The organism is Flavobacterium sp. ACAM 123, assembly GCF_000264055.1.
Classification (GTDB): Bacteria; Bacteroidota; Bacteroidia; order Flavobacteriales; family Flavobacteriaceae; genus Flavobacterium.
This window is the reverse complement of record NZ_AJXL01000015.1, coordinates 19663-41021: the sequence shown is the minus strand read 5'-3', so window position 1 is coordinate 41021 and position 21359 is coordinate 19663. Positions and strand designations below refer to the sequence as shown.

Below are 21359 nucleotides of genomic sequence, written 5' to 3'. Positions count from 1 at the left end.
ATGGGTTGTAATCTAACTTATTGATTCAGCCCATATTTATTTAATGTAGTATGCCACATTTTAACAACATAAAAGATTATAATAACTATGCGGGTTACAACACCCCTAAAAAAGACCTAATTGACGTCATAAAGTACAACGATTATAACAAAATTCTATTATCTTGTTCAGGTATAACTTCTGACTTTTATATGATGGCTTTTAAGCGAAATATGACAGATTTAGAATGGTTTGGAAATACAGAATTCGATACAAAATCTGACTTTTTATATTTTATCAAACCCAGCCAAATGCATAAATGGGATGTTAAAGAGCCTTGGGAAGGGTATCATATTTTAGTATCCCCTATTTTACTAAAAGACTACAATATCGATTTTAGTTTTTTTCAATACGAAATTAATGAAGCTCTTTTTTTAACTGATGAAGAGCAAGTCCAAATTGAGCATTTATACACTCAAATATTCAATGAATACAATAAAGATAATTATGAATTAGATTTACTAATTGCGTATTGTAATCTTGTATTTACCTACATTGCTAAATGTTATAAACGACAATTTGATACACGACAACCGCTATATAACAAGTTTGTACTCGAGTTTAAAAAACGAGTAGACTCCTACTACTTAGACAAATTAAACGAACTTCCTTCTGTTCATTACTTTGCGCAAAAATTAAATCTATCTACCAATTATCTGGGAGATTTAGTAAAGCATACTACAGGCAAGACGGCTTCAGAAATTATCCAAGATAAAATTATCACGGAAGCAAAAATACAATTGAAATCAACCGATAAAACTATTGCGGAAATCGCATATAATTTAGGGTTTGAATATCCTACATATTTCTCACGGTTATTCAAAAAGCATACAGAAAAAACACCTTCTCAATTTAGGAAGTAAGAAAAGAATAGCAAACAAGGCAACACCGTATAAACTTAATAGCTTCTTTTAGTTTGTTTGTGAAAGTCTTCGCAAACTTTCTATCTGTGATCTATTTGCTTACTTCAATGCTTAAATTAGCTCTCCAAAATAGCACCTTTAAAACCAAATAGGATTGTAACGATGTATATCCCTCTTTCCCACACCATTTTGTGCAGAATTCAATGCATGGGTTTTGTAAAATCGCCCAAAAAATGTAAAGTTGCTAATCATTTTAAGCTTGAAAATGTTATCTTAGCAACGGCAGTTGATTTCAAGCTAGGATTATAACAAAATATAATCCCTTTAAAAGTTCGTCTTAATATAATTGATAAATGATTCGAACTTACAAATAAGTTAAAATCTTAAGTAATTAGAAAAGTGAAGACCAGAAATCACTTAAAAATAACGGGGAAAAACCTGAAAATCTAAATTAGTAGGGGAAATTTAAAAAAAATGCGATGGTAATATTATCGGTTATTGCGCAACTAATTGTTGCTGTTTCTGTTCTTATTGTATGGGTATTTCGTTTTGATAATATCGTTAAAGAATTCAAGCAATATGAACTCAGTGATTTAACACGTATGATTGTTGGAGCAACTAAAATAGCATCAGCAACATTGCTTATTGTAGGTATTTGGTATCCCTCACTAGTGCTAATTCCGGCACTTGTCATGGCATTCCTAATGTTAAGTGCACAGTATTTTCATTTCAAGGTGAATAACCCTTGGCTAAAACGTCTTCCCTCATTATTATTTATGCTACTAAGTCTTTTTATTGCTGCTGTAACCCTTAATTTAATTGCCTAATGCCCTTACTAGAAGTTTTAATCATTTTTTCCAGTCTCTCTTTTTTAGGTTACGGTGTAGCTTACTTTACAACTACAAATATGAAAAGTGAATTTATTCGCTTTGGATTGGGTAAATTTGGAACCCTTACAGCAGTTTTAGAAATCGTGGGAGCAGTAGGTTTGCTGGTTGGTTTATTATACAATTCTATTTTACTGATAGCCTCAGGTGGTCTAGCTCTATTAATGTTTTTAGGAGTAATAGTTAGGATAAAGATTAAAGACGGTTTATTAGCTTCGTCACCCGCTTTTTTTTATTTCGCTTTAAACTTATACATCTTTTTAGAATCAATGAAAATCTTCTTGGATTAAAGATTAAATATGATTGTTTAATTGAATTACAAAAAAAAATTAAATCAAAAGCTTCTTTCTTAATAAAATATATTTGTTGAAAACAATAGACTTAAATTTTTAATTAGTAATAAATACTTTTAAATAAAAATATAAAAGGATAAATCGATGGAAAACATAGTAAATAAAAACTTATAAAAATCGACAACCATTAATGGTCTTATTCATATCTACTCAATGTTACTTCTAAGAGATAAATAAGATCAGAATTTCTTGCCCTAATATAGAAGAAACATAATTTTCACATTATAATGGCAAACAGGCCTTAGTACTAAATGATTTAAGACCGATTGTATGTTCAACATAGTACAATTACACTGTACTATTTTCATCTCAGATCTGTATTGTACTAAAACGATTTTGACCAAAACATAAATTCGTATGGTATAACATCGCTACGCTTACTGACTTTCAATGCCCTTAGGACAATCTCTAATGAGCGAACTTATAGTATCAAATGCAAACAGTGATTTTCATAAATTCGTTTTTGGATAACAGAAAACCTCATATCTGGTAACCACGAAGAATTACGCGCAGCAAATGTTGAACAGAATATTGAGCGGAAATTTCATAAATGAATAAAAATTAAAAAATTTAATTTACGTTTTTATCTGCCTATTTATCGCAATTACTGCCTTTTAAGTTTTTTATTTAGCAACAAAATCTTCTAAAGTAAGAATAATTCAGCCTTTATTACTTAGAAGATTTTGTTGTTTATTTCTGGTTAACTGAATTTAGACAAGACCTCATAAAATAGAACTCATAAATAATATGATTATAAAAAGAGGCTATTTTGGCCTTGAAAAACAAAAATTTTATAAAACTGAATATTTAGAAGGATTTTATATATCTAACCAACCAAGTAAAGCGGATCCAACCCTTACATTTTAGTAGTACAAATAGGAAAAAGCATTCGCTCTCTTTGCTAATTTTATCTTAGAAATTATAACAAGATGAGGTTATAAATGAAACAAAAAACTAAAAATTTAGAGCCAAAAGAGTGTCAATTTTAAACCGAATATAAAGAAATGTTCAATAAACTTGCAATTGTGTGTGACGCGATAACTAATTTATTGTTAGTTCAGTTTGAATACGCAATCCTTTCGTACTTCTCATTTTGCTGATGTTTGACAAATTATAAGTTCTTGTTAGACTCAACAAGCACTGCATAACCACGTTAGTATAAATATAAAAAAACACCTATCTGTTTAGTCACGGTCTGAAGAATTTTCTTGTGTATTTTTGTTATTTGCACTTCAAAAACCCTTGCTTTTTTAAATTTTTTTACCGGTTTATTACCATAACTCACCTATTTATAAATGATTTTAAGATTACAAAGTATCCTTTACTGCCATTTAAAGTCTTATTTCTGAACTACTCATAACAAATTTCCCCAGCATTAACTTAATGCTGGTTTTTTTATAATCGGGCAAAATCTTATTTACAGTTCATCACACTTTTTTAAAAACAGTACAATAACAGATTAAAAAGAAATAAAATTACTTGATTTTATAGCCCAGTAAAAAGGGAAGAATCCATCTTGGTGTTAACTGTAACATTTTTTGGACCTACATTTTCGTTAGGTCTATCAAAAGAAAGTAAGATGTTACCCGCTTTTTGATAATTATTCCAAGGCTTCAAGAACTTTGGCTCGGAATCTTTAAAATTTTGATAATACGCCCATTGTTTTATCAAGTGGTCTTCTTTGTCAACATAAAGCCAGTATTTATTTTCGGGTGTTACACCTACAGCATTAAAAGTAAGTTGTAGCACATCCGCTGCTGCTCCATTGGGTAATTGGTCTGTTTTGACATAAGTAAGATTTACTCCAGGATCTTGCAATTTCCATGGCATCACTAACCAATATGAATCATTAATCCACAATGCCTTTCCCTTTTCAAGTAAACCATTAACTTTAGTCTCATCTTGAACTAAAGCGCCATTCTCGTATACTTTACCCTTTAGGGTATTGATATTTACTAACGTTACTTGATTTGCTGATGGATTCTCTATGCGAACATCTCCTGTCCATTTATTCCACAACAGTTTTCTGTTCACAAAATCCCATTGAATAAAATGTGTAGCATCATAATTTTCCATTCCACCCATCGCAGTCACCATTTGTTTTACGACCGCATTTGCTTTTTTATCATTTGACTGAGCTAATACTGAACTGCCGCTGAAAATTATCGCAATAACAAGTAGAGCCACTTTAAAAATATTTTTCATAATCATTTTTTTGATTGATTCTTTCAAACAAAAGTAGTTTCTTTTTTCTTTCTTTTTAAATCTAATCTGATTATATAAATTTATATCTTGATTATTATTTCCTATTGTAGCTTCGTCTATCGAAATATAAGGCTGCCTCATCCCAAATAAGTGAATGAAGATAAGTAGCCGAATTAATTAATCCGTTTTTAATTAAGTTATCTAGGACTTCATATTCATCTAAATCTGGATTTCTTCGGTTTAAAACTAACTTTCTAAAAGCCTCTAATGCCTTTTCATGAGTTAAATCAATAATAACTGCATTAAAGTCATGTGCAGATTTTGCAACCAGTCCAAAAGTGGCTAAATAATCCTCCGCAAAATCTTTTAAATTATTTGTTACTATTACATTTGCCTTTGTTTTTATTGCCGCTGCAAGCACATGACGGTCTTTAACGTCCGGCAAGGTTAATCCAGAAATCAATGATAAATAATTTAGGACTAATCCGTCTGGCAATGCCAGATTTACAGTAGTTGACCTTTTTTTAATTTCTTCTTTACCTATTCCTTCTCTTCCCATGACATCTTCCAATTCATATAAAACATGAGTGATCCACTCTAGAGTAAATAATTCATAATGAGCAAGCCAAAAAAGTAAATCTCTAATTTTAATTGGATAAATTACATTAGAGTCAAAAACACATGTAAACGTAAGCTATGAAACATATAAATCTAATTCTTCATAAGATTTCATCCTATTTATTAGTAATTGCTCCTGTTTCAGTTTTAATCCTTTTTTATAATCCATTACGTGTCAAGTTTAACTCGACGATGTCTTCCGACCAAGGTAAATGGAATATTTCCTTCCTCAACTAATTCAACAAAATGAATTCTTAAGCAGCCTAATAATTGAGCTGCTGCTTGAGTTGTAATTTCGGTAGCAATCGGAACCAAAAAAATTGATCACCCTGACTTGTTCCCTTTAATATTTTCACTAAAATTTTTAAGTCGCGTTTAAAGAAATTTTAATTTTTTCAGGAGTCTCTTCAATTTCAATTTCTGGATTCTCCGAATGCAATCCATCAAAACTAGCTACAAGTACATTGAATGATTTCATCGCTACAATCTGCTCTTTTTTAAGTTAAGTTTTTTTTTATATCATTAAAGTGTTCTATTTCGAATTAGTAATTTAATTCTAAAAAATATAAACGAAAATGAATTGTATAGAAATGTTACTTTTTTAAACTATTAAAAAGCAACACCAACACCTTAGCTAAAAATGTCCTAATTTCATTTACCATCGTTAATTTTAACAGTACTACCGTCTTTTTTACTTACGCTGTACCTATCTCTCTTTCAACGATCATAAAAAGAAACTAAAAGCTATCCATAATACACCAATACATTCTTACCATCAACGCAGTTGCAACATCCATCTTCACCTTATTATACTTACCTTAGCCTAACTAAAAATAAGCACAAGAAAAAAATATAAAATGCAAACAATATTAGGAGCAAACGGAATAATAGGAGAAGAATTAGCTCGCGAATTAAGAAAAAACTATACCGATAACATACAATTAGTGGGCCGAACCCCGCAAAAAGTACATCCAGATGATCTGCTTTTTACAGCAGACCTACTTGATCCGGAAAGTGTTATAAAGGCACTTCACAATACTGAGATTGCTTATTTAACAGTAGGACTTCCATTAGATTCTGAAATATGGCTAAGGGATTGGGTGATTATTATGCATAATGTGATCACTGCTTGTAAAAAAAACAGCTGCAAACTAGTCTATTTTGACAATACTTATGCCTATGCTCAAGACAGCAAAATCCAAACCGAAGAAACCCCTTTCACCTCTAAAGGGAAAAAAGGAAGAGGAAAAAAACTGGCAGCAGATCTTTTATTAAAAGCCATTGCTAATAAAGAAATTGAAGCCGTGATTTGCAGAGCTCCCGAATTTTACGGTCCTGGTAAAACTAAAGGACTCACCAATAGTATAATTTTTGAAAATCTTAAAAACGGAAAAGAACCTAAGGTATTCTTGAAAGACAATGTCTTACGGACACTTATTTTTACCCCTGATGCCAGTAAAGCGATGGCACTTATTGGTAATACTGTTGATACGTATGGGCAAACTTGGCACTTGCCCTGTGACGACAATAGATTAACCTACAAGCAATTTATCACTGAGATAGGAGAGCAATTGGGAAAAGAAATAAAATACAAAGTGTTGCACTGGATCACACTAAAAATTGGTTCTTTTTTTGACCATAACCTTAAAGAAACACAAGAATTACTGCCTCGTTATGCGATTGATAATATCTTTAAGTCCTCAAAATTTAAAACCAGATTTCCAGATTTCGTTGTAACGACATACCCAGAGGGAATTGAAATAATCATAAAAGACTTTAAGATAAAATAATACCAAGTGGGTATTCAATATAGGCCAATTATATTGTACAATTTCTATATTACATCGGCATTAAACCAAAACGATTTGGAGTAAAAGATAAATTCGTTTTTTATAACACGCTATCTAATTTTACCGATCAAAAAAAATGGCTTTCCAAACTGGGCAGCCATTCTTAACTTTATGTAGCTCTATATTTTAATCATTATGATACTACCTAACTCACCTTCTCTAATGCTTTGCTTATCAACGTTTCTCCCTTAATAATTTCAAAAGTCGCCATATTAGCTATGTTATCATCTAATGACTGCATCAAGGTTTGTGCCACGTCTTCCCTACTTATTTCTCCCCATTTATTTAATTTTCCTTCAAGCTCAATAGTAGTTAAAGGGGATTCATTTGTTAAAGAACCTGGTCTGACAATGCTATAGTTCAATCCACTAACTTTCAAATATTCATCAGCAACGTATTTTGCTTTTAAAAACTCTTGCAATTGAGTTGCTTCTTCCGGTTTGTCAGCTCCCATGGAACTCAACATAACAAACTTCTTTATTTTTGCTTTTTTAGAGGCATCTATTAGTTTTTTTGCTCCTTCTTGATCAACTCCGATAACATTCGTACCACCAGAACCGGCAGCAAAAATTACTTTATCAATAGAGCCCGTAAAAAGGGGTGAAACATCACCTTCTAAGTCACCTAAAACAGTTTCAATATTTTTATCTTTGAAATAAGCGCGCTGCTCTTCTTTTCTAACCATCGCTATTGGATTAAAATCGACTGATTCCATTAAAAGATGTACTACTTTTTTTCCTGTGGTGCCATTAGCACCTGCTACCAATATATTTTCCATATTCTAATGTACAAAAACAGATTTACTAACTTCTATAAGATGAAACGTTTAACTTTAGTTTAATACTAATTAACGTCTTTTTTAGAAATAATCTATTTGAAATTGTGTGACTGATAATAAAGCCTAATTCATTTTTATGATTTTCTACTCTTTAGAAAATTTACTATTTTTACATTCTAAAAATGATACAATGCCAAATAAAAAATATAAAATAGCAGTTATCCAATTGAACCTTAACGATGTTGCCGAAAACAACCTTAAAAAATGTTTGAATTGGGTACGTGATGCCGCAAATCAAGGCGCTGAAGTTATCACTTTACCGGAGTTATATAGTAGCCATTATTTCTGTCAGAGTGAAGACGTTGACAATTTTGCTTTAGCAGAGCCGCTTTACAGCACATCGTTCATTGCCTTTAGCGCTTTAGCCAAAGAACTAGGCGTGGTAATTATTGTTCCTTTTTTCGAAAAAAGAATGGCAGGAATTTACCACAATAGCGCTTATATTATTGACACTGATGGTTCAGAAGCAGGATTATACCGTAAAATGCATATTCCAGATGATCCTCATTTTTATGAAAAATTTTATTTCACACCTGGCGATTTGGGTTTCAAAACCATCCCTACAAAAAAAGGGAAAATTGGAACACTTATTTGTTGGGATCAATGGTATCCTGAAGCGGCTCGATTAACTGCCTTAAGTGGATCAGAAGTTTTGTTTTATCCAACAGCAATAGGATGGCACCCAGGTGAAAAAGAGCAATATGGTGAAAATCAATACGGCGCCTGGATGAATGTTATGAAAGGACATGCTGTAGCAAATGGGGTGTATGTAGCGGCGGCAAACAGAATTGGATTAGAGCAATATTTACCTGATACAGCTGGAATTGAATTTTGGGGCGCCTCATTCATTACGGGACCACAAGGCGAAATTTTGGCGCAAGCCTCACACGATAAAGAAGAAATCCTGATTGCTGAAGTTGATTTAGACTTGCAAGAAAATGTACGTCAGAACTGGCCATTCTTTAGAGACAGAAGAATTGATGCTTTTGGCGATATTACTAAAAGAGCAATAGAGTAATTATGACTACAAACAATAGAAGATTCCCTGCAGAATGGGAAAACCAACAAGGGATATTACTTTGCTTTCCTCACAACGGAAAAGACTGGCCAGGAAAATATGAAGCCATCCAAGTGGGCTATTTGTTGAATTTAATAAAAAAAGTAGCTACTTATGAAACAGTATTTTTAGTAGTTTTTGACGACAAACTAAAAGAGAAAGTTACCGGAATGCTAGAAATGGCAAATGTGAATTTAGATAATATTTCTTATATTATTCAAAAAACCAACAGAAGCTGGATGCGAGATTCTGGCCCTATTGTAATCAAAAATGGAGACGCTAGAGAAGCTTTAAATTTCAATTTTAACGGTTGGGCTAAATATAAAAATTTTCAATTAGATAAGCATGTTCCTGCGAGAGTAGCTAATTTTCTAGATATCCCGCTTACTCAAGTGCTATACAAAGGGAAACCGGTAATTGTAGAGGGTGGTGCAATTGACAGTAACGGAAGAGGAACTTTATTGACATCTGAAGAATGCTTGATGCATCCTGATATTCAGGTACGAAATCCAAACTTTACCAAAGCGGATTACGAAGCGGTTTTTAAGGAATACCTGGGAATCACTAACGTGATTTGGTTAGGAAATGGAGTTGAAGGCGATGATACGCACGGGCACATAGATGACTTGTGTCGTTTTATCAATGAGGATACCATTGTGACGATTGTAGAAACAGATCCAAAAGACAAAAACTATCATCCGCTACAAGATAACTTAAAACGTTTACAGAATGCCAAACTAGAAAATGGTAAATCGCCTGTAATTGTAGCTTTACCAATGCCTACGCGATTGGATTTTGAGGACTTAAGACTTCCGGCCAGTTATGCCAACTTCCTCATATTAAATAAATGCGTGTTGGTTCCCACTTTTAATGATGCCAATGATCATAAAGCACTTAATATAATTGCAGAATGTTTTCCAGACAGAGAAATAATTGGCATTAGCGCCATAGATTTAATTTGGGGATTTGGAACTTTGCATTGTCTAAGCCAGCAGATACCATCATAAAAGGGAAATCATTAAGACTATTATACATAAAAACACCAGCAAATTAGCTGGTGTTTTTATTTGCCATCCTTTTTACAAAAGATTATTTATCTTTTGTAAACGGTATCTTTTGAGTACCACCAATAATCATATCAAAACCAGTCTGGCTCTCATTAAATTGGAATTTCAATCCCGCTCTCTTAGATTCAAAAAGATCTTTCCCTATTGGTTCTACAGAAAACGTAGGATAGTTAGTAATCGCCGCCTGAAGGACACTATTTTCCTCTGCAAAAGTAATTTTCATTGGTGATTGCGTATTTGAATAAGTTCCTAAATATCCATCTAAAATGATATCCTTTTCAATAATTCCTTTGGCAGCAGTCCATACATTATTGGATTCATTGCTATCTGGAAAAACATGATCTGGATCTAAAGTGATACTTTCAATTTCCTCCGTAGAATTATGCTTAAAAGACCACTTTGTGTTTTTTTGCCAAATTTCAACTGGTAATTTCACTCTTTCTACTTTACCGCTTTTTGTTTTCACATCAAGGATTATTGGCATTGGCATTTTTTCGAAATTTTCAACAGTAATTACAATCCCTTGATTTGGATCATTTTTAACGTATTTAATTGAATTAATACCTTGGTCGAAACGCCAATTGTATTGAAACCAGCCTCTCCAAAACCAACTCAAATCCTCACCTACAACATTCTCCATAGTTCTAAAGAAATCATCTGGTGTAGGATGTTTAAAAGCCCAGCGCTCGACATAAGTCCGGAAAGCCAAATCAAAACGTTCTGGACCTAATATCTGTTCACGCAAAATAACTAAGCCTAAACTTGGTTTGTAATACGCTAAAACTCCGATATTGGCTTCTTTCATATTATCAGGAGAGCTCATAATCGTTTCTAAATCAATACCCGTAAGAGCTTCGGCTCTTTGATGTAAATCACCTGGTTCTCCCTTATATTCCCCATTATTAAAATCCACTGATGATAATGAATTAATAAAAGTATTAAATCCTTCATCCATCCAAGCGAATAAACGCTCGTTTGAACCTACAATCATAGGAAACCAGTTGTGACCAAATTCATGATCCGTAACTCCCCATAAACTTTCGCCTTTGGCTTCCCATCCACAAAACACAATCCCCGGATACTCCATCCCGCCTTCATTACCAGCCACATTTGTAGCTACTGGATAAGTGTACTCAAACCATCTTTTAGAATAATTTTCAATGGAAGCCTTGGTAAATTCTGTTGAACGTCCCCAGGCCTCATTTCCTGCGCTTTCGACTGGATAAGCTGATAAGGCTAATGATTTTTTTCCGCTTGGAAGATTAATTTTAGCTCCATCTAAAATAAATGCTGCTGAAGATGCCCATGATAAATCTCTAGCATTTTTAAGTTTATAATGCCATGTTTTAGTTGCAGTAGAGGTAGCATCGGCTAACGCAGCCACTTCTTCTGCTGTCCGAATAAAAACAGTTTTATCGCTTAATTTTGCTTTTGCTAATCTATTTTGTTCTACAGCACTATACACTGCCGTTGGATTGACTAACTCCCCTGATGAAACAACAATATGATTGGCTGGAGCCGTGATGTTAATATCAAAATCTCCGTATTCCAAATAAAACTCTGAAGCTCCTAAATACGGATTTGTATTCCAACCTCTTATGTCATCATACACACACATACGCGGATACCACTGCGCTATGGTAAATATTTTTCCGTTTTTAGTGTCCAAAACTCCAGTTCTATCTGAACCTTCCTTCGGAGAAACATAAGAGAAATCAATTTTTACTTTAACTGTCCCTCCTTTTGCTTTTAGTCCTTGCGGAAGAAAAACTTGCATTCTTGTATCTATAATTACAAACTTAGCATCGACTTCAGTAGAAATTCCCTTAGTAGTACTTAGAATTTTAACCGATTTGATTTTATGCCCTCCATCAAAATCTTCTCCTTGTGCGCCATTGCGACTGCCGGTTAAAGGCACAACAGCATTACCGCGTGAATCTTCTTTGAATAAATTTTGGTCGACATTCATCCAGATAAAAGACATCGCGTCAGGACTGTTATTGGTATAGGTGATTATATCTGTACCAATAATTTCATTATTCTCTGCGTTTAATTTTGCTGTAAGGACGTAATCAGCTTTATTTTGCCAATACTCTGCACCCGGCTGACCGCTGGCGGAACGTGTTGTCGTTCCGTTTGTTGAATAAAAAAACGGGGCAAAAGCATCATGATAATTATAACTAGATTTTGAGGCAGCTGTTGCAGGAACTTCTTGCGCCCAAAGGGAAGAGATTCCCAATAATAAAGCCATTTGAAGCATGGCCATGAACCGAATTATTTTCATTTTTTTTACTGTTTGAGTAGCAAATTAATGAAAAATAATCATAATCGAATACCAAATTGAATGTTTAATCAAAAATTAAGAAACTTTCAATAAAAAGACCTTTTGTTAGTTTTCATTATTTAATATAAAAATTTAGAAATATATTTACAAGGACAAACAATTTAATCCAAAACAAGACTCTCCTTTTGATAACAGTAATAAACAATTCCAATTTAATTGCGCAAATCAATCATTTTGGTGCAGAACTAACTTCACTAAAAAACAACCAGTCTATCGAATATATTTGGGAAGGCAACGCCAACTTTTGGGGCAAGCACTCCCCTGTTTTGTTTCCAATCGTGGGAACACTTAAAAATAATTCGTATCAATGTAATGGTAGACAATATCATTTGTCGCGACATGGCTTTGCCAGAGATATGGTATTTGAATTGATTGATAAAAGAGAAAATAGTGCCACTTTTGCTATTCAATCATCAGATGACACGAGAAAACAGTACCCTTTTAATTTCGAACTCCAGATCAACTACACACTGGAAGACAACAGCTTGTCCATCTACTATAAAGTGGTAAACAAAAGCGGATCACAAATGCCTTTTTCGATAGGTGCCCATCCTGCTTTTTCCTTAGCCGGTAATTTTGAAGACTACAATTTACAATTTGAGAAAGACGAACTTTTAGAATATAATCTGTTGGAAAATGATTTAATTACTAACGAGACTAATGTACTTGACGCCACAAACAAGTTGGTTCCTTTAAACTATGAATTATTCAAAAACGATGCTTTGATTTTTAAATCATTGCAATCTAAATATGTAACAATTTTAAAAAATCAAACGCCATTACTTAGAGTCAATTATGCAAATTTCCCCCATTTGGGAATTTGGACGAAAATAAATGCACCGTTTCTTTGTATCGAACCTTGGTTTGGCTATTCGGATTCAGTTGAAAGCAACGGAAATCTTATGGAGAAAGATGGCATCCAGATAATAGAACCACAACAGACTTTTGAGGCGAAGTTTAGTATCGAAATTCTCTAATCTACTAAATATAACTATTAAGATGTTGTCCAAAAACTTCACTCCCTTTTCAACCCAAGAAGACCGAACAACTGTACTTAAGACCTTTCAATAAAAATGATGCCAGTCCGATACTCAAATTACGATCAGACGCCGGAATGATAAAATACATCCCAAGACCATTACTGTAATTTCTTAAAGATGTAATGGAACACACTGCAATGATTGATGCTAAAATTGAAAATATCGTACAGGTAAATTGGATAATTACACTAAAAAATGATTCTAAATTAATAGGTAAAATAGGTTTTTATAGGATACAGCCGGTGTATTTTCGTGCTGAAATTGGTTTTAAGCTATTGCTAAGTTTAGTGTTAGCGGAATCAATTCAGAAGCTATAAATGGAGTTTTAAACTATAGTTTCAGCGAAATGCAGTCACACTCAGTTGAAGGAATTATTGACCCGAGGAACTAAGGTTCAGAAGAGGTTTTACAAAAAAAAGGATTCATAAAAGAAGCTCACTTAAAAGAGAATAAATTTTGTGAAGGAAGCTTTTTAGATACTGTTATTTATTCAAGATTAAACAAAGTACAGCACTAATTTATTTTAATTTTTTATCCTATTTGGATTACAAATCTTTACCATATTATTTTATATTTGCATTTAAAACTGACAATAATTTCGCTTTTATGTTGATCAATAAACTTTATATCATGAAAAAACTTCTTTTTTTACTTGTTGTTTTGCTTTCATTACAATTACATAGTCAAACCTACGTAAAAGTAAATGCATTAACCACTTTATTAACTATTCCTAATGTAGGGATAGAAACCAGTATTGGCAAAAAATCAACTTTTCAATTGGATATCCTAGGTTCTCCATGGAAATCAATCGATGGTAAGCCTCAGCAATTCTATATCGTTATTCCAGAATACCGCTATCATTTTAAAGAAAAACACAATGGCTTTTATGCAGGAGCTCATATAGGCGGTACTGTATTTAATTTCCAAAAATGGAACTATTTAAATACTGACCTCTATGAAAAAGGATTCGGTTACGTAATCGGAGCAACAATTGGCTATCAGAAAAAAATAAATGATCGTTTTATGTTGGACTGCTTTTTAGGAGGAGGAAACCAACAGGGATTTTACAAAGGCTACCTCATTAGCACTGGCGAACGTTATGAAACTGCTAAAAATTGGAATAAAAGCGGAGAATGGTTACCATACCGAGGAGGAGTTATGGTTTCCTACCGACTAAATTAAGCCTTGAACTATTTTTCTAATTTGGACAGCGATTGAACATACAATTCTTCTACTTCCTTTCTTGCCCAATCTGTCTTTCTTAAGAAAGTAAGACTTGATTTTATACTTGGATTATCATTGAAACAATTAATTTTCACTAATTCGCCCAAGGTGTCAAATCCGTAATGACTTACAAGTTTTTCCAATATTGATTTTAGTGTTATTCCATGAAGCGGATCTTGTGACTGTTGCTTTTCCATCCGGCAAATTTAAATCAATTTTATAAAAAATAGTGTCGATTCATTGATTTGTTCCTACATTTGTAGCTATATGGTAAAATCAGTCAAAATACTTAATAAAAGAGCCCGGTATGATTATGAAATAATCGAGAAATTCACTGCGGGAATTGTTTTGGCAGGAACTGAAATCAAGTCAATCCGTTTAGGGAAGGCTAATATTACTGAAAGTTTTTGCGAATTCAGTGGTACTGAACTTTTTGCCATAAATACCTATATCGAAGAATATACGTTTGGAAATCAATTCAATCACAAAGCGCGAAGCGAGCGAAAACTGTTGTTAAACAAAAGAGAATTAAAAAGTTTAGCACGAAGTGTTCAAGCCAAAGGATTGACCATAATACCTTTAAAATTATTTACAAACGAAAAAGGAATGGCTAAATTAGAAATAGGACTTTGCCGAGGTAAAAAAACCTATGATAAGCGAGAATCATTAAAAGAACAAGATACCAAACGCGATTTAGCGCGAATCAAGAAAGAGTTTTAAAAAAAAGGGGAGCTTGAATCGCCCTTTTTTATTATCCAAAATGATGACTAAATTTGTCAAGACTACTTAAATTCTAGCTTACAAATGAAAATACTACTCAAAGAAGCTCGTGAGCTAAAAAGCTTAAAAACAAGAGAAGTGGCCCAACTTTTAGGGATCGATCAGGCGCTAATAAGTAAATTTGAAAGCGGAACCAGAAAACCAACTAAAGAGCAAATCATAAAATTAGCTACACTTCTTGAAATTGATTTCGAAACAATAATGGTTTCTTGGCTAACAGAGAAAATAATCCATGAAATAGGACAAGATGAATTTGCTTTAAAAGCACTACGGGCAGCCGAAGAAGAAATTAAATTGAATAGCAGATCGTCCGTTAAAAAAGTTTCTAAACCACTTCAAAAGCTTTTAGACGAAATAGATACTCTTAAAGTAAAACTAGATACTTTTCTACCAATTGAAAAAAGTGCAGTTAACCAGGCATTAGAATTAGATTATACCTATAAAAGCAACTGGATGGAAGGAAATACACTTTCACTCGCAGAAACTGATTTGGTAATTAATGAAGGCCAAACCATTTTCGGCAAAAGTATGCGCGAACATTTAGAAGCTATCAACCATCAGGAAGCGATTGTATTTATAAAAAACAAAATTGAAAAGAATTCGATTTTTGGTGAAAAGGAACTCATTTCCCTACATACTATCATTTTAAGGGGGATATTACCGAAAGAAGCAGGCCAATATCGAACTGTAGGGATCACAATTAAGGATAAAAGTTTCAATCCCTGTGAACCAGCAGCTATTCCAAAAGAAATAGAAGCGCTTTTCAATTGGTATGAACGGAATAAAAATAGCGAACATCCCATTATATTAGCCGCTACCATTAAGGAGCGTCTCTTGACGATACATCCTTTTATAAACGCAAACGGGACAGTATCGCGACTCATTATGAATGCTGTATTGCTAAAACATGGATACCTGATAGCAAATATTAAGGCTGACGAAGATACACGAGATCTGTATTATAAAACGCTAAAAAAATCAATAACAAAAGAAAATAAAGACGATTTTATACAGTTTGTAGCTCAAATTGAGAAGGAAAGTTTAAAACAGTTCATAGGTTTCAGTTAATGAAAAGCCTTTTCAAAAGAGCCTCTTTCATTTAATTTTTATCAACTAACAAAGGAACGAATTTAAATTCTCCCAGTTCATGTTTCTCAAATTGTGTTGCATTTACCCGAATCAATAAAGTCATAATTTGCACTTCATCACCTAACGGAATGACAAGTCTACCTCCTATTTTCAACTGTGCCATAAGAGGTTGTGGAATAAACGGTGCCCCTGCGGTAACGATAATACTGTCAAAGGGAGCATAACTAGGTAATCCTTTATAACCATCTCCAAAAGAAAGGTGCTTGGGACGAATTCCCAATTTTGGGAGCAAAATCGACGTTTGTTTAAACAATTCGTTTTGTCGCTCCACACTATATACTTTAGCTCCCATTAGGCATAAAACAGCCGTTTGATATCCTGATCCAGTACCAATTTCCAGAACTTTATGCTCTTTTTTAATTTTTAATAATTGAGACTGAAAAGCTACTGTATACGGTTGCGAGATGGTTTGACCGGCAGCAATGGGAAAAGCTTTATCTTGATAAGCATAATCTTCAAAACTAGAATTTAAAAACAGGTGTCGAGGTATCTTCTTTATCGCATCCAAAACAGTTACATCGGTAATCCCTTTTTGCTGTAAAACGCTTACTAATTGATTCCGAAGTCCTTGATGTTTGCCTGTATCTTTCAAAGTTTATTATTTTGTTTTGGTAAAAATAGAAAACAAATTCTAATTCTAATTATCAAACTAAAATTTTTAAATCCTCAAATAATTGTCCCTTATACTTAAGGGATTAATCATTTAATTCCTATTTTTGTAGAAAGAACATCATTATGCTGAAAATTGGAGTTTTAGGTGCTGGTCATCTAGGAAAAATACATTTACGTCTATTACAACAATCTGAAAAATATGAATTGGTTGGGTTTTATGACCCAAATCAAGAGAATGCTGATAAAATTTCTAAAGAATTTGGATACAAACATTTTAGTACAATTGCCACTCTTATTCATGCAGTGGATGTAATAGATATTGTAACTCCAACACTTTCCCACTACAAATGTGCAAAAGTTGCTATCAAATCCGGCAAACACGTTTTTATTGAAAAGCCCATTTCAAATACGATTGAAGAAGCAGAAGAAATTATTGCTTTGGCCAAAGAGTACAATGTTAAAGGCCAAGTAGGGCATGTAGAACGATTCAACCCTGCATTCATCGCTACTAAAAACATGATCGAAAATCCCATGTTTATAGAAACCCATCGTTTGGCTGAATTTAATCCTCGGGGCACAGATGTTCCGGTAGTTTTGGATTTGATGATTCATGATATTGATGTCATTTTAAGCGTAGTCAAATCAAAAGTTACAAGCATTAATGCTAGTGGCGTATCCGTAATTAGTGATACACCAGATATTGCAAATGCTCGCATCGAATTTGAAAATGGATGCGTTGCTAATTTGACCGCCAGTAGAATTTCGATGAAAAACATGCGAAAAACTCGTTTCTTTCAAAAGGATGCCTACATCTCTGTTGATTTTTTAGAGAAAAAATGCGAAGTGGTAAAAATGAAAGATGCTCCAGAAACTCCTGGTGATTTTGACATGATTTTACAAAATGCAGAAGGGATTAAAAAGCAAATATACTTCTCAAACCCTGAAGTCGAACAAAACAATGCCATTCTGGAGGAACTAGAAACTTTTGCAGATGCGATAAATGACAATTCGACTCCTATTGTTACTCTAGAACAAGCTACGGAAGCATTACGAGTTGCCTATCAAATTATAGATTGTTTTAAAAAATAGAACAACTATTCGAATTTAAAAGTTAAACGAGAAAACTTTAGAATTAAATATACAATAAATGAAAATAATAGCAGTAATCGGAGCAGGAACTATGGGTAATGGAATCGCCCATACCTTTGCCCAAAGTGGTTTTACAGTAAAATTAATTGATGTTTCTGAAAAATCATTAGATAAAGGAATGGCGACAATTGCCGCCAATTTAGACAGAATGATTTCAAAAGGAGTCATTACTGCAGAAGATAAAGCAAAAACAATTACCAATATAATTACCTACACTGACATCAAAGATGGAGTTGTTGGCGTTGATTTAGTTGTAGAAGCTGCAACTGAAAATATAGATTTAAAACTTACTATTTTCAAGCAGTTAAACGAAGTTTGCGCTTCTGACACGATATTAGCTACAAATACCTCTTCTATTTCTATAACTCAAATTGGAGCGGTGGTTTCACATCCGGAACGAGTTATCGGGATGCACTTTATGAATCCTGTGCCGATAATGAAATTAGTTGAAATTATTCGTGGATATAACACGAGTGATGAAGTGACTAAAACTATTATGACTTTATCAGAAAAATTAGGAAAAATACCCGTGGAAGTAAATGATTACCCTGGCTTTGTTGCTAATAGGATTTTGATGCCAATGATTAATGAGGCTATAGAAACATTGTACAATAAAGTAGCCGGTGTATATGAGATCGATACCGTCATGAAACTTGGAATGGGACATCCCATGGGACCTTTACAATTAGCTGATTTTATTGGACTTGATGTATGTTTAGCAATCTTAAACGTTATGTACGACGGTTTCAAAAACCCAAAATACGCACCTTGCCCGCTATTAGTTAACATGGTTCGTGCCGGAAAATTAGGAGTGAAATCCGGAGAAGGATTCTACGATTACTCAGAAAGCAAAAAAGCAGAGAAAATCTCTAAACAATTCGTATAAAGTCAGAGTTTACAGTCGCAGATTTAACTATAAATTGCGACTGTCGCTTAACACTATAAATAATGGCCAGAATAATTCCTTTTAGAGCGGTACGCCCTACCCGCGATAAAGTTAGCTTCGTGAGCTGTCGCTCTTACGAGGGTTACGTTCCCGCGGAATTAGCTGCACAATTGGATTTCAATCCTTTGTCTTTTCTGCATATCTTAAAACCAGCTTATACGCATCAGGAGTCTGTATCCTTTGAAAAAAGATACCGCCAAGTAAATCAAAAGTACCAAGATTTCAAGACAGAAAGAATTTTGGTAAAAGATAAAGCGCCAGCGATTTACATTCACAAGATAATTACAAAAGCGCATTCTTTTACAGGAATTATTGTAGGGACTAGTATAGATGATTACCATAATAATAACATCAAAAGGCACGAAGAAACTATTGCTTTCAGAGTAAATCTTCTTAAAGAGTACATGAAATATTCAGCGTTCAATACGGAACCCGTCTTAATGACCTATCCGGATAACAAAACGATAGAAAATTGGATCTTTAACAGAACTCAAAAATTAGCTGATTTTGAATTTTCGACTACTAAAAGAGAAATCAATTATTTATGGAAAATTGATAACACTTTAGAGGTCAACTGGATTCAGAATGTTTTTGAAAAAATAAAGACGCTATATATTGCTGATGGACACCATCGTTCAGCTGCTGCTGCATTATTGTCAAAAGAAAACGATAACCCGCAAAATACCGATAAAGATTATTTACTGAGTTATTTAATTTCTGAAAATAATGTCAAGATCTACGAATTCAACCGATTGGTAAAAGATTTAAATGGTTTTGAAAAAGATGCTTTTATTAAAGAGCTCAATAAAAGCTTCCTAATTGAAAATCTAAAGCAGCAACCGTTTCAACCTTCTGAGAAACACCAATTCGGAATGTATCTTGACAATGAGTTCTATAGTTTATTCTTAAAAAAGGAAAGATTTGTTTTCAACTCAGCTTTAGAAAGTCTTGACACGCAGATATTATATGAAACGGTCCTTTTACCAATTTTGGCTATAAAGAATTTAAGAGATGATGAACGCATCGAATACGTTTCTGGAAAGCAGTCCATTTTGGAATTAAAAAAGAGCATTGATGAAGGTGAGTTTGAAGTTGGGTTTATTCTCTTTCCATCGAATATTAATGAGATTAAAGCTTTGGCAGATGCTGATTTAATTATGCCTCCGAAAAGTACCTATATCGAACCAAAGTTTAGAAGTGGAATAGTTATCCATGAACTTTAAATTGGGATAAAAAAAATTATAAATTAAAAAATAAAACAATGTTAATAGCTGAAAATTTACTTTCCATTAAAAATAATTTACCGGAACAAGTAACACTAGTTGCTGTTTCCAAAACTAAACCTATTTCGGACTTAATGCAAGCCTATGATGCCGGCCAACGCATTTTTGGTGAAAACAAAATCCAAGAGATGGAGGGTAAATGGGAACAAATGCCTAAAGATATCCAATGGCACATGATTGGTCATGTCCAGACAAACAAGGTTAAATTTATGGCGGCATTCGTGAGCTTGATTCATGGCGTGGACAGTTTTAAATTATTAAAAGAAGTTAATAAACAGGCCTTAAAAAACAACCGAATAATTGATTGCCTACTACAAATGCACATTGCTGAAGAGGAAACAAAATTTGGTCTTGATGAAGAAGAGTTAAACTCTATTTTGGCTTCAAGTGAATTTAAGGAAATGAAAAACGTAAGAATTACCGGATTAATGGGAATGGCAACATTTACCGATAATCAAGATCAGGTAAAAAAGGAATTTTCTCAACTAAAATCAATTTTTGATGAGTTACAATCACAAGAAACAGAAAACTGCCAACTGAAAACACTGTCGATGGGAATGTCCGGTGATTACAAACCAGCCATAGAAATTGGAAGCACGATGATTCGCATCGGAAGTAGTATATTTGGAGCAAGATAAAACTTCAATGAAAATTGTAACTAGAAATTGAATGATATTATAATTAACGCAAGAAGATAACGGTCCTACTTTTTATGAAATCTATAATTTTGAAGATTTTTTCGATCGATTTGCTGGCGAATGACTTTCTTGATTAGCAAATTAGAAAATCATACGCATCCGAATATTATAAAATTAACTAGTAAGATCTTCTGAAAATTCTACATTATATTATGAAGAAACATAAGGTGCAATAACTAGCAAAGGTTTTGTTTTCAAAGCTTTGTTAACAGTATAAGAATTGAAAAATCTCGAAACTCATTAAAGGTTCTTGATTATATAAAAGCAGACGATTCAAAAGAAAAAAGTGGCTTTTGAAAAAAGTTGAAAAACTTATCGCAATCACTTCAAAATGATTAATAATAAAAAATAATTCGA

The 21359-nt window shown here is 33.3% G+C and carries 22 protein-coding genes; 15 read left to right on the top strand and 7 right to left on the bottom strand.

Annotated features, from left to right (window positions below; all coding sequences use genetic code 11):
* The first annotated feature begins 50 nt into the window (after positions 1-50).
* The 3 genes from A3SG_RS0104320 (at position 51) to A3SG_RS0104305 (ending at position 2079) form a co-directional block, all read left to right on the top strand.
* Entirely contained in the window at positions 51-902 is an 852-nt protein-coding gene (locus A3SG_RS0104320; protein ID WP_016988790.1) for a helix-turn-helix domain-containing protein, read from the top strand.
* Between the two features lie 479 nt (positions 903-1381).
* The gene (locus tag A3SG_RS0104310) at positions 1382-1729 is read left to right on the top strand and encodes a DoxX family protein (protein WP_016988788.1); all 348 of its coding nucleotides are present in this window, start codon (positions 1382-1384) and stop codon (positions 1727-1729) included.
* Positions 1729-2079 carry a DoxX family protein gene (locus A3SG_RS0104305; protein WP_016988787.1) on the top strand — a complete coding sequence of 117 codons (351 nt, stop codon included), beginning with the start codon at positions 1729-1731 and terminating at the stop codon, positions 2077-2079. Before A3SG_RS0104310 ends, A3SG_RS0104305 begins: the two co-directional genes overlap by 1 nt.
* Before the next feature lie 1548 nt (positions 2080-3627).
* Here the strand turns inward: A3SG_RS0104305 and A3SG_RS0104295 are convergent.
* The 3 genes from A3SG_RS0104295 to A3SG_RS23055 all read right to left on the bottom strand — a co-directional run bounded on the left by A3SG_RS0104295 (position 3628) and on the right by A3SG_RS23055 (position 5280).
* Positions 3628-4347 carry a hypothetical protein gene (locus A3SG_RS0104295; RefSeq protein ID WP_035663406.1) on the bottom strand — a complete coding sequence of 240 codons (720 nt, stop codon included), beginning with the start codon at positions 4345-4347 and terminating at the stop codon, positions 3628-3630.
* A 94-nt stretch (positions 4348-4441) separates the two neighbouring features.
* Positions 4442-4993 carry a PIN domain-containing protein gene (locus tag A3SG_RS19110; protein WP_232226275.1) on the bottom strand — a complete coding sequence of 184 codons (552 nt, stop codon included), beginning with the start codon at positions 4991-4993 and terminating at the stop codon, positions 4442-4444.
* Positions 4994-5133: 140 nt separating this feature from the next.
* Complete coding sequence (locus tag A3SG_RS23055) at positions 5134-5280, bottom strand: excisionase family DNA-binding protein (protein ID WP_198008499.1); 147 nt, start codon at positions 5278-5280, stop codon at positions 5134-5136.
* 542 nt (positions 5281-5822) lie between these two features.
* Here A3SG_RS23055 and A3SG_RS0104280 point away from each other — a divergent pair.
* Positions 5823-6755 (top strand): NAD-dependent epimerase/dehydratase family protein, encoded by a 933-nt coding sequence (locus A3SG_RS0104280; protein ID WP_016988782.1) that lies wholly within the window; start codon positions 5823-5825, stop codon positions 6753-6755.
* Between the two features lie 205 nt (positions 6756-6960).
* On the opposite strand, the gene A3SG_RS0104275 is transcribed toward A3SG_RS0104280, so the two are convergent.
* The gene (locus tag A3SG_RS0104275) at positions 6961-7593 is read right to left on the bottom strand and encodes an SDR family oxidoreductase (RefSeq protein ID WP_016988781.1); all 633 of its coding nucleotides are present in this window, start codon (positions 7591-7593) and stop codon (positions 6961-6963) included.
* Between the two features lie 190 nt (positions 7594-7783).
* Between A3SG_RS0104275 and A3SG_RS0104270 the strand changes: the two genes are divergently transcribed.
* Positions 7784-8671, top strand: coding sequence for a carbon-nitrogen hydrolase (locus A3SG_RS0104270; protein WP_029596602.1), 888 nt, complete (start codon positions 7784-7786; stop codon positions 8669-8671).
* A 2-nt stretch (positions 8672-8673) separates the two neighbouring features.
* Positions 8674-9717, top strand: coding sequence for an agmatine/peptidylarginine deiminase (locus tag A3SG_RS0104265; RefSeq protein ID WP_016988779.1), 1044 nt, complete (start codon positions 8674-8676; stop codon positions 9715-9717).
* An 82-nt stretch (positions 9718-9799) separates the two neighbouring features.
* On the opposite strand, the gene A3SG_RS0104260 is transcribed toward A3SG_RS0104265, so the two are convergent.
* A complete protein-coding gene (locus A3SG_RS0104260) occupies positions 9800-12061 on the bottom strand; it encodes a M1 family metallopeptidase (RefSeq protein ID WP_016988778.1) in 2262 nt (753 codons plus the stop codon).
* A 185-nt stretch (positions 12062-12246) separates the two neighbouring features.
* On the opposite strand from A3SG_RS0104260, the gene A3SG_RS0104255 reads away from it, so the two are divergent.
* The 3 genes from A3SG_RS0104255 (at position 12247) to A3SG_RS0104245 (ending at position 14343) form a co-directional block, all read left to right on the top strand.
* A complete protein-coding gene (locus A3SG_RS0104255; protein ID WP_016988777.1) occupies positions 12247-13098 on the top strand; it encodes an aldose 1-epimerase family protein in 852 nt (283 codons plus the stop codon).
* Positions 13099-13283: 185 nt separating this feature from the next.
* A complete protein-coding gene (locus tag A3SG_RS22205) occupies positions 13284-13478 on the top strand; it encodes a hypothetical protein (protein WP_016988776.1) in 195 nt (64 codons plus the stop codon).
* Between the two features lie 313 nt (positions 13479-13791).
* Positions 13792-14343: a DUF3575 domain-containing protein gene (locus tag A3SG_RS0104245; RefSeq protein ID WP_029596601.1), complete on the top strand. Its 552-nt coding sequence runs from the start codon at positions 13792-13794 to the stop codon at positions 14341-14343.
* An 8-nt stretch (positions 14344-14351) separates the two neighbouring features.
* Here A3SG_RS0104245 and A3SG_RS0104240 read toward each other — a convergent pair whose 3' ends face one another.
* Positions 14352-14582, bottom strand: coding sequence for a VF530 family DNA-binding protein (locus A3SG_RS0104240; protein WP_016988774.1), 231 nt, complete (start codon positions 14580-14582; stop codon positions 14352-14354).
* A gap of 70 nt (positions 14583-14652) precedes the next feature.
* Here A3SG_RS0104240 and smpB point away from each other — a divergent pair, with 70 nt between their 5' ends.
* Both smpB and A3SG_RS0104230 read left to right on the top strand, forming a co-directional pair.
* Positions 14653-15105: an SsrA-binding protein SmpB gene (gene smpB, locus A3SG_RS0104235; RefSeq protein WP_016988773.1), complete on the top strand. Its 453-nt coding sequence runs from the start codon at positions 14653-14655 to the stop codon at positions 15103-15105.
* A gap of 84 nt (positions 15106-15189) precedes the next feature.
* Entirely contained in the window at positions 15190-16233 is a 1044-nt protein-coding gene (locus A3SG_RS0104230) for a Fic family protein (RefSeq protein WP_016988772.1), read from the top strand.
* Positions 16234-16264: 31 nt separating this feature from the next.
* On the opposite strand, the gene A3SG_RS0104225 is transcribed toward A3SG_RS0104230, so the two are convergent.
* Entirely contained in the window at positions 16265-16906 is a 642-nt protein-coding gene (locus tag A3SG_RS0104225) for a protein-L-isoaspartate(D-aspartate) O-methyltransferase (RefSeq protein WP_016988771.1), read from the bottom strand.
* Positions 16907-17049: 143 nt separating this feature from the next.
* On the opposite strand from A3SG_RS0104225, the gene A3SG_RS0104220 reads away from it, so the two are divergent.
* The 4 genes from A3SG_RS0104220 to A3SG_RS0104205 all read left to right on the top strand — a co-directional run bounded on the left by A3SG_RS0104220 (position 17050) and on the right by A3SG_RS0104205 (position 20942).
* A complete protein-coding gene (locus tag A3SG_RS0104220; protein ID WP_016988770.1) occupies positions 17050-18015 on the top strand; it encodes a Gfo/Idh/MocA family protein in 966 nt (321 codons plus the stop codon).
* A gap of 58 nt (positions 18016-18073) precedes the next feature.
* Positions 18074-18961 carry a 3-hydroxyacyl-CoA dehydrogenase family protein gene (locus A3SG_RS0104215; RefSeq protein WP_016988769.1) on the top strand — a complete coding sequence of 296 codons (888 nt, stop codon included), beginning with the start codon at positions 18074-18076 and terminating at the stop codon, positions 18959-18961.
* A 62-nt stretch (positions 18962-19023) separates the two neighbouring features.
* On the top strand, positions 19024-20244 hold the full coding sequence (locus A3SG_RS0104210) for a DUF1015 domain-containing protein (RefSeq protein ID WP_016988768.1): 1221 nt from the start codon (positions 19024-19026) through the stop codon (positions 20242-20244).
* Between the two features lie 38 nt (positions 20245-20282).
* Positions 20283-20942, top strand: coding sequence for a YggS family pyridoxal phosphate-dependent enzyme (locus A3SG_RS0104205; protein ID WP_016988767.1), 660 nt, complete (start codon positions 20283-20285; stop codon positions 20940-20942).
* Positions 20943-21359 lie beyond the last annotated feature (417 nt).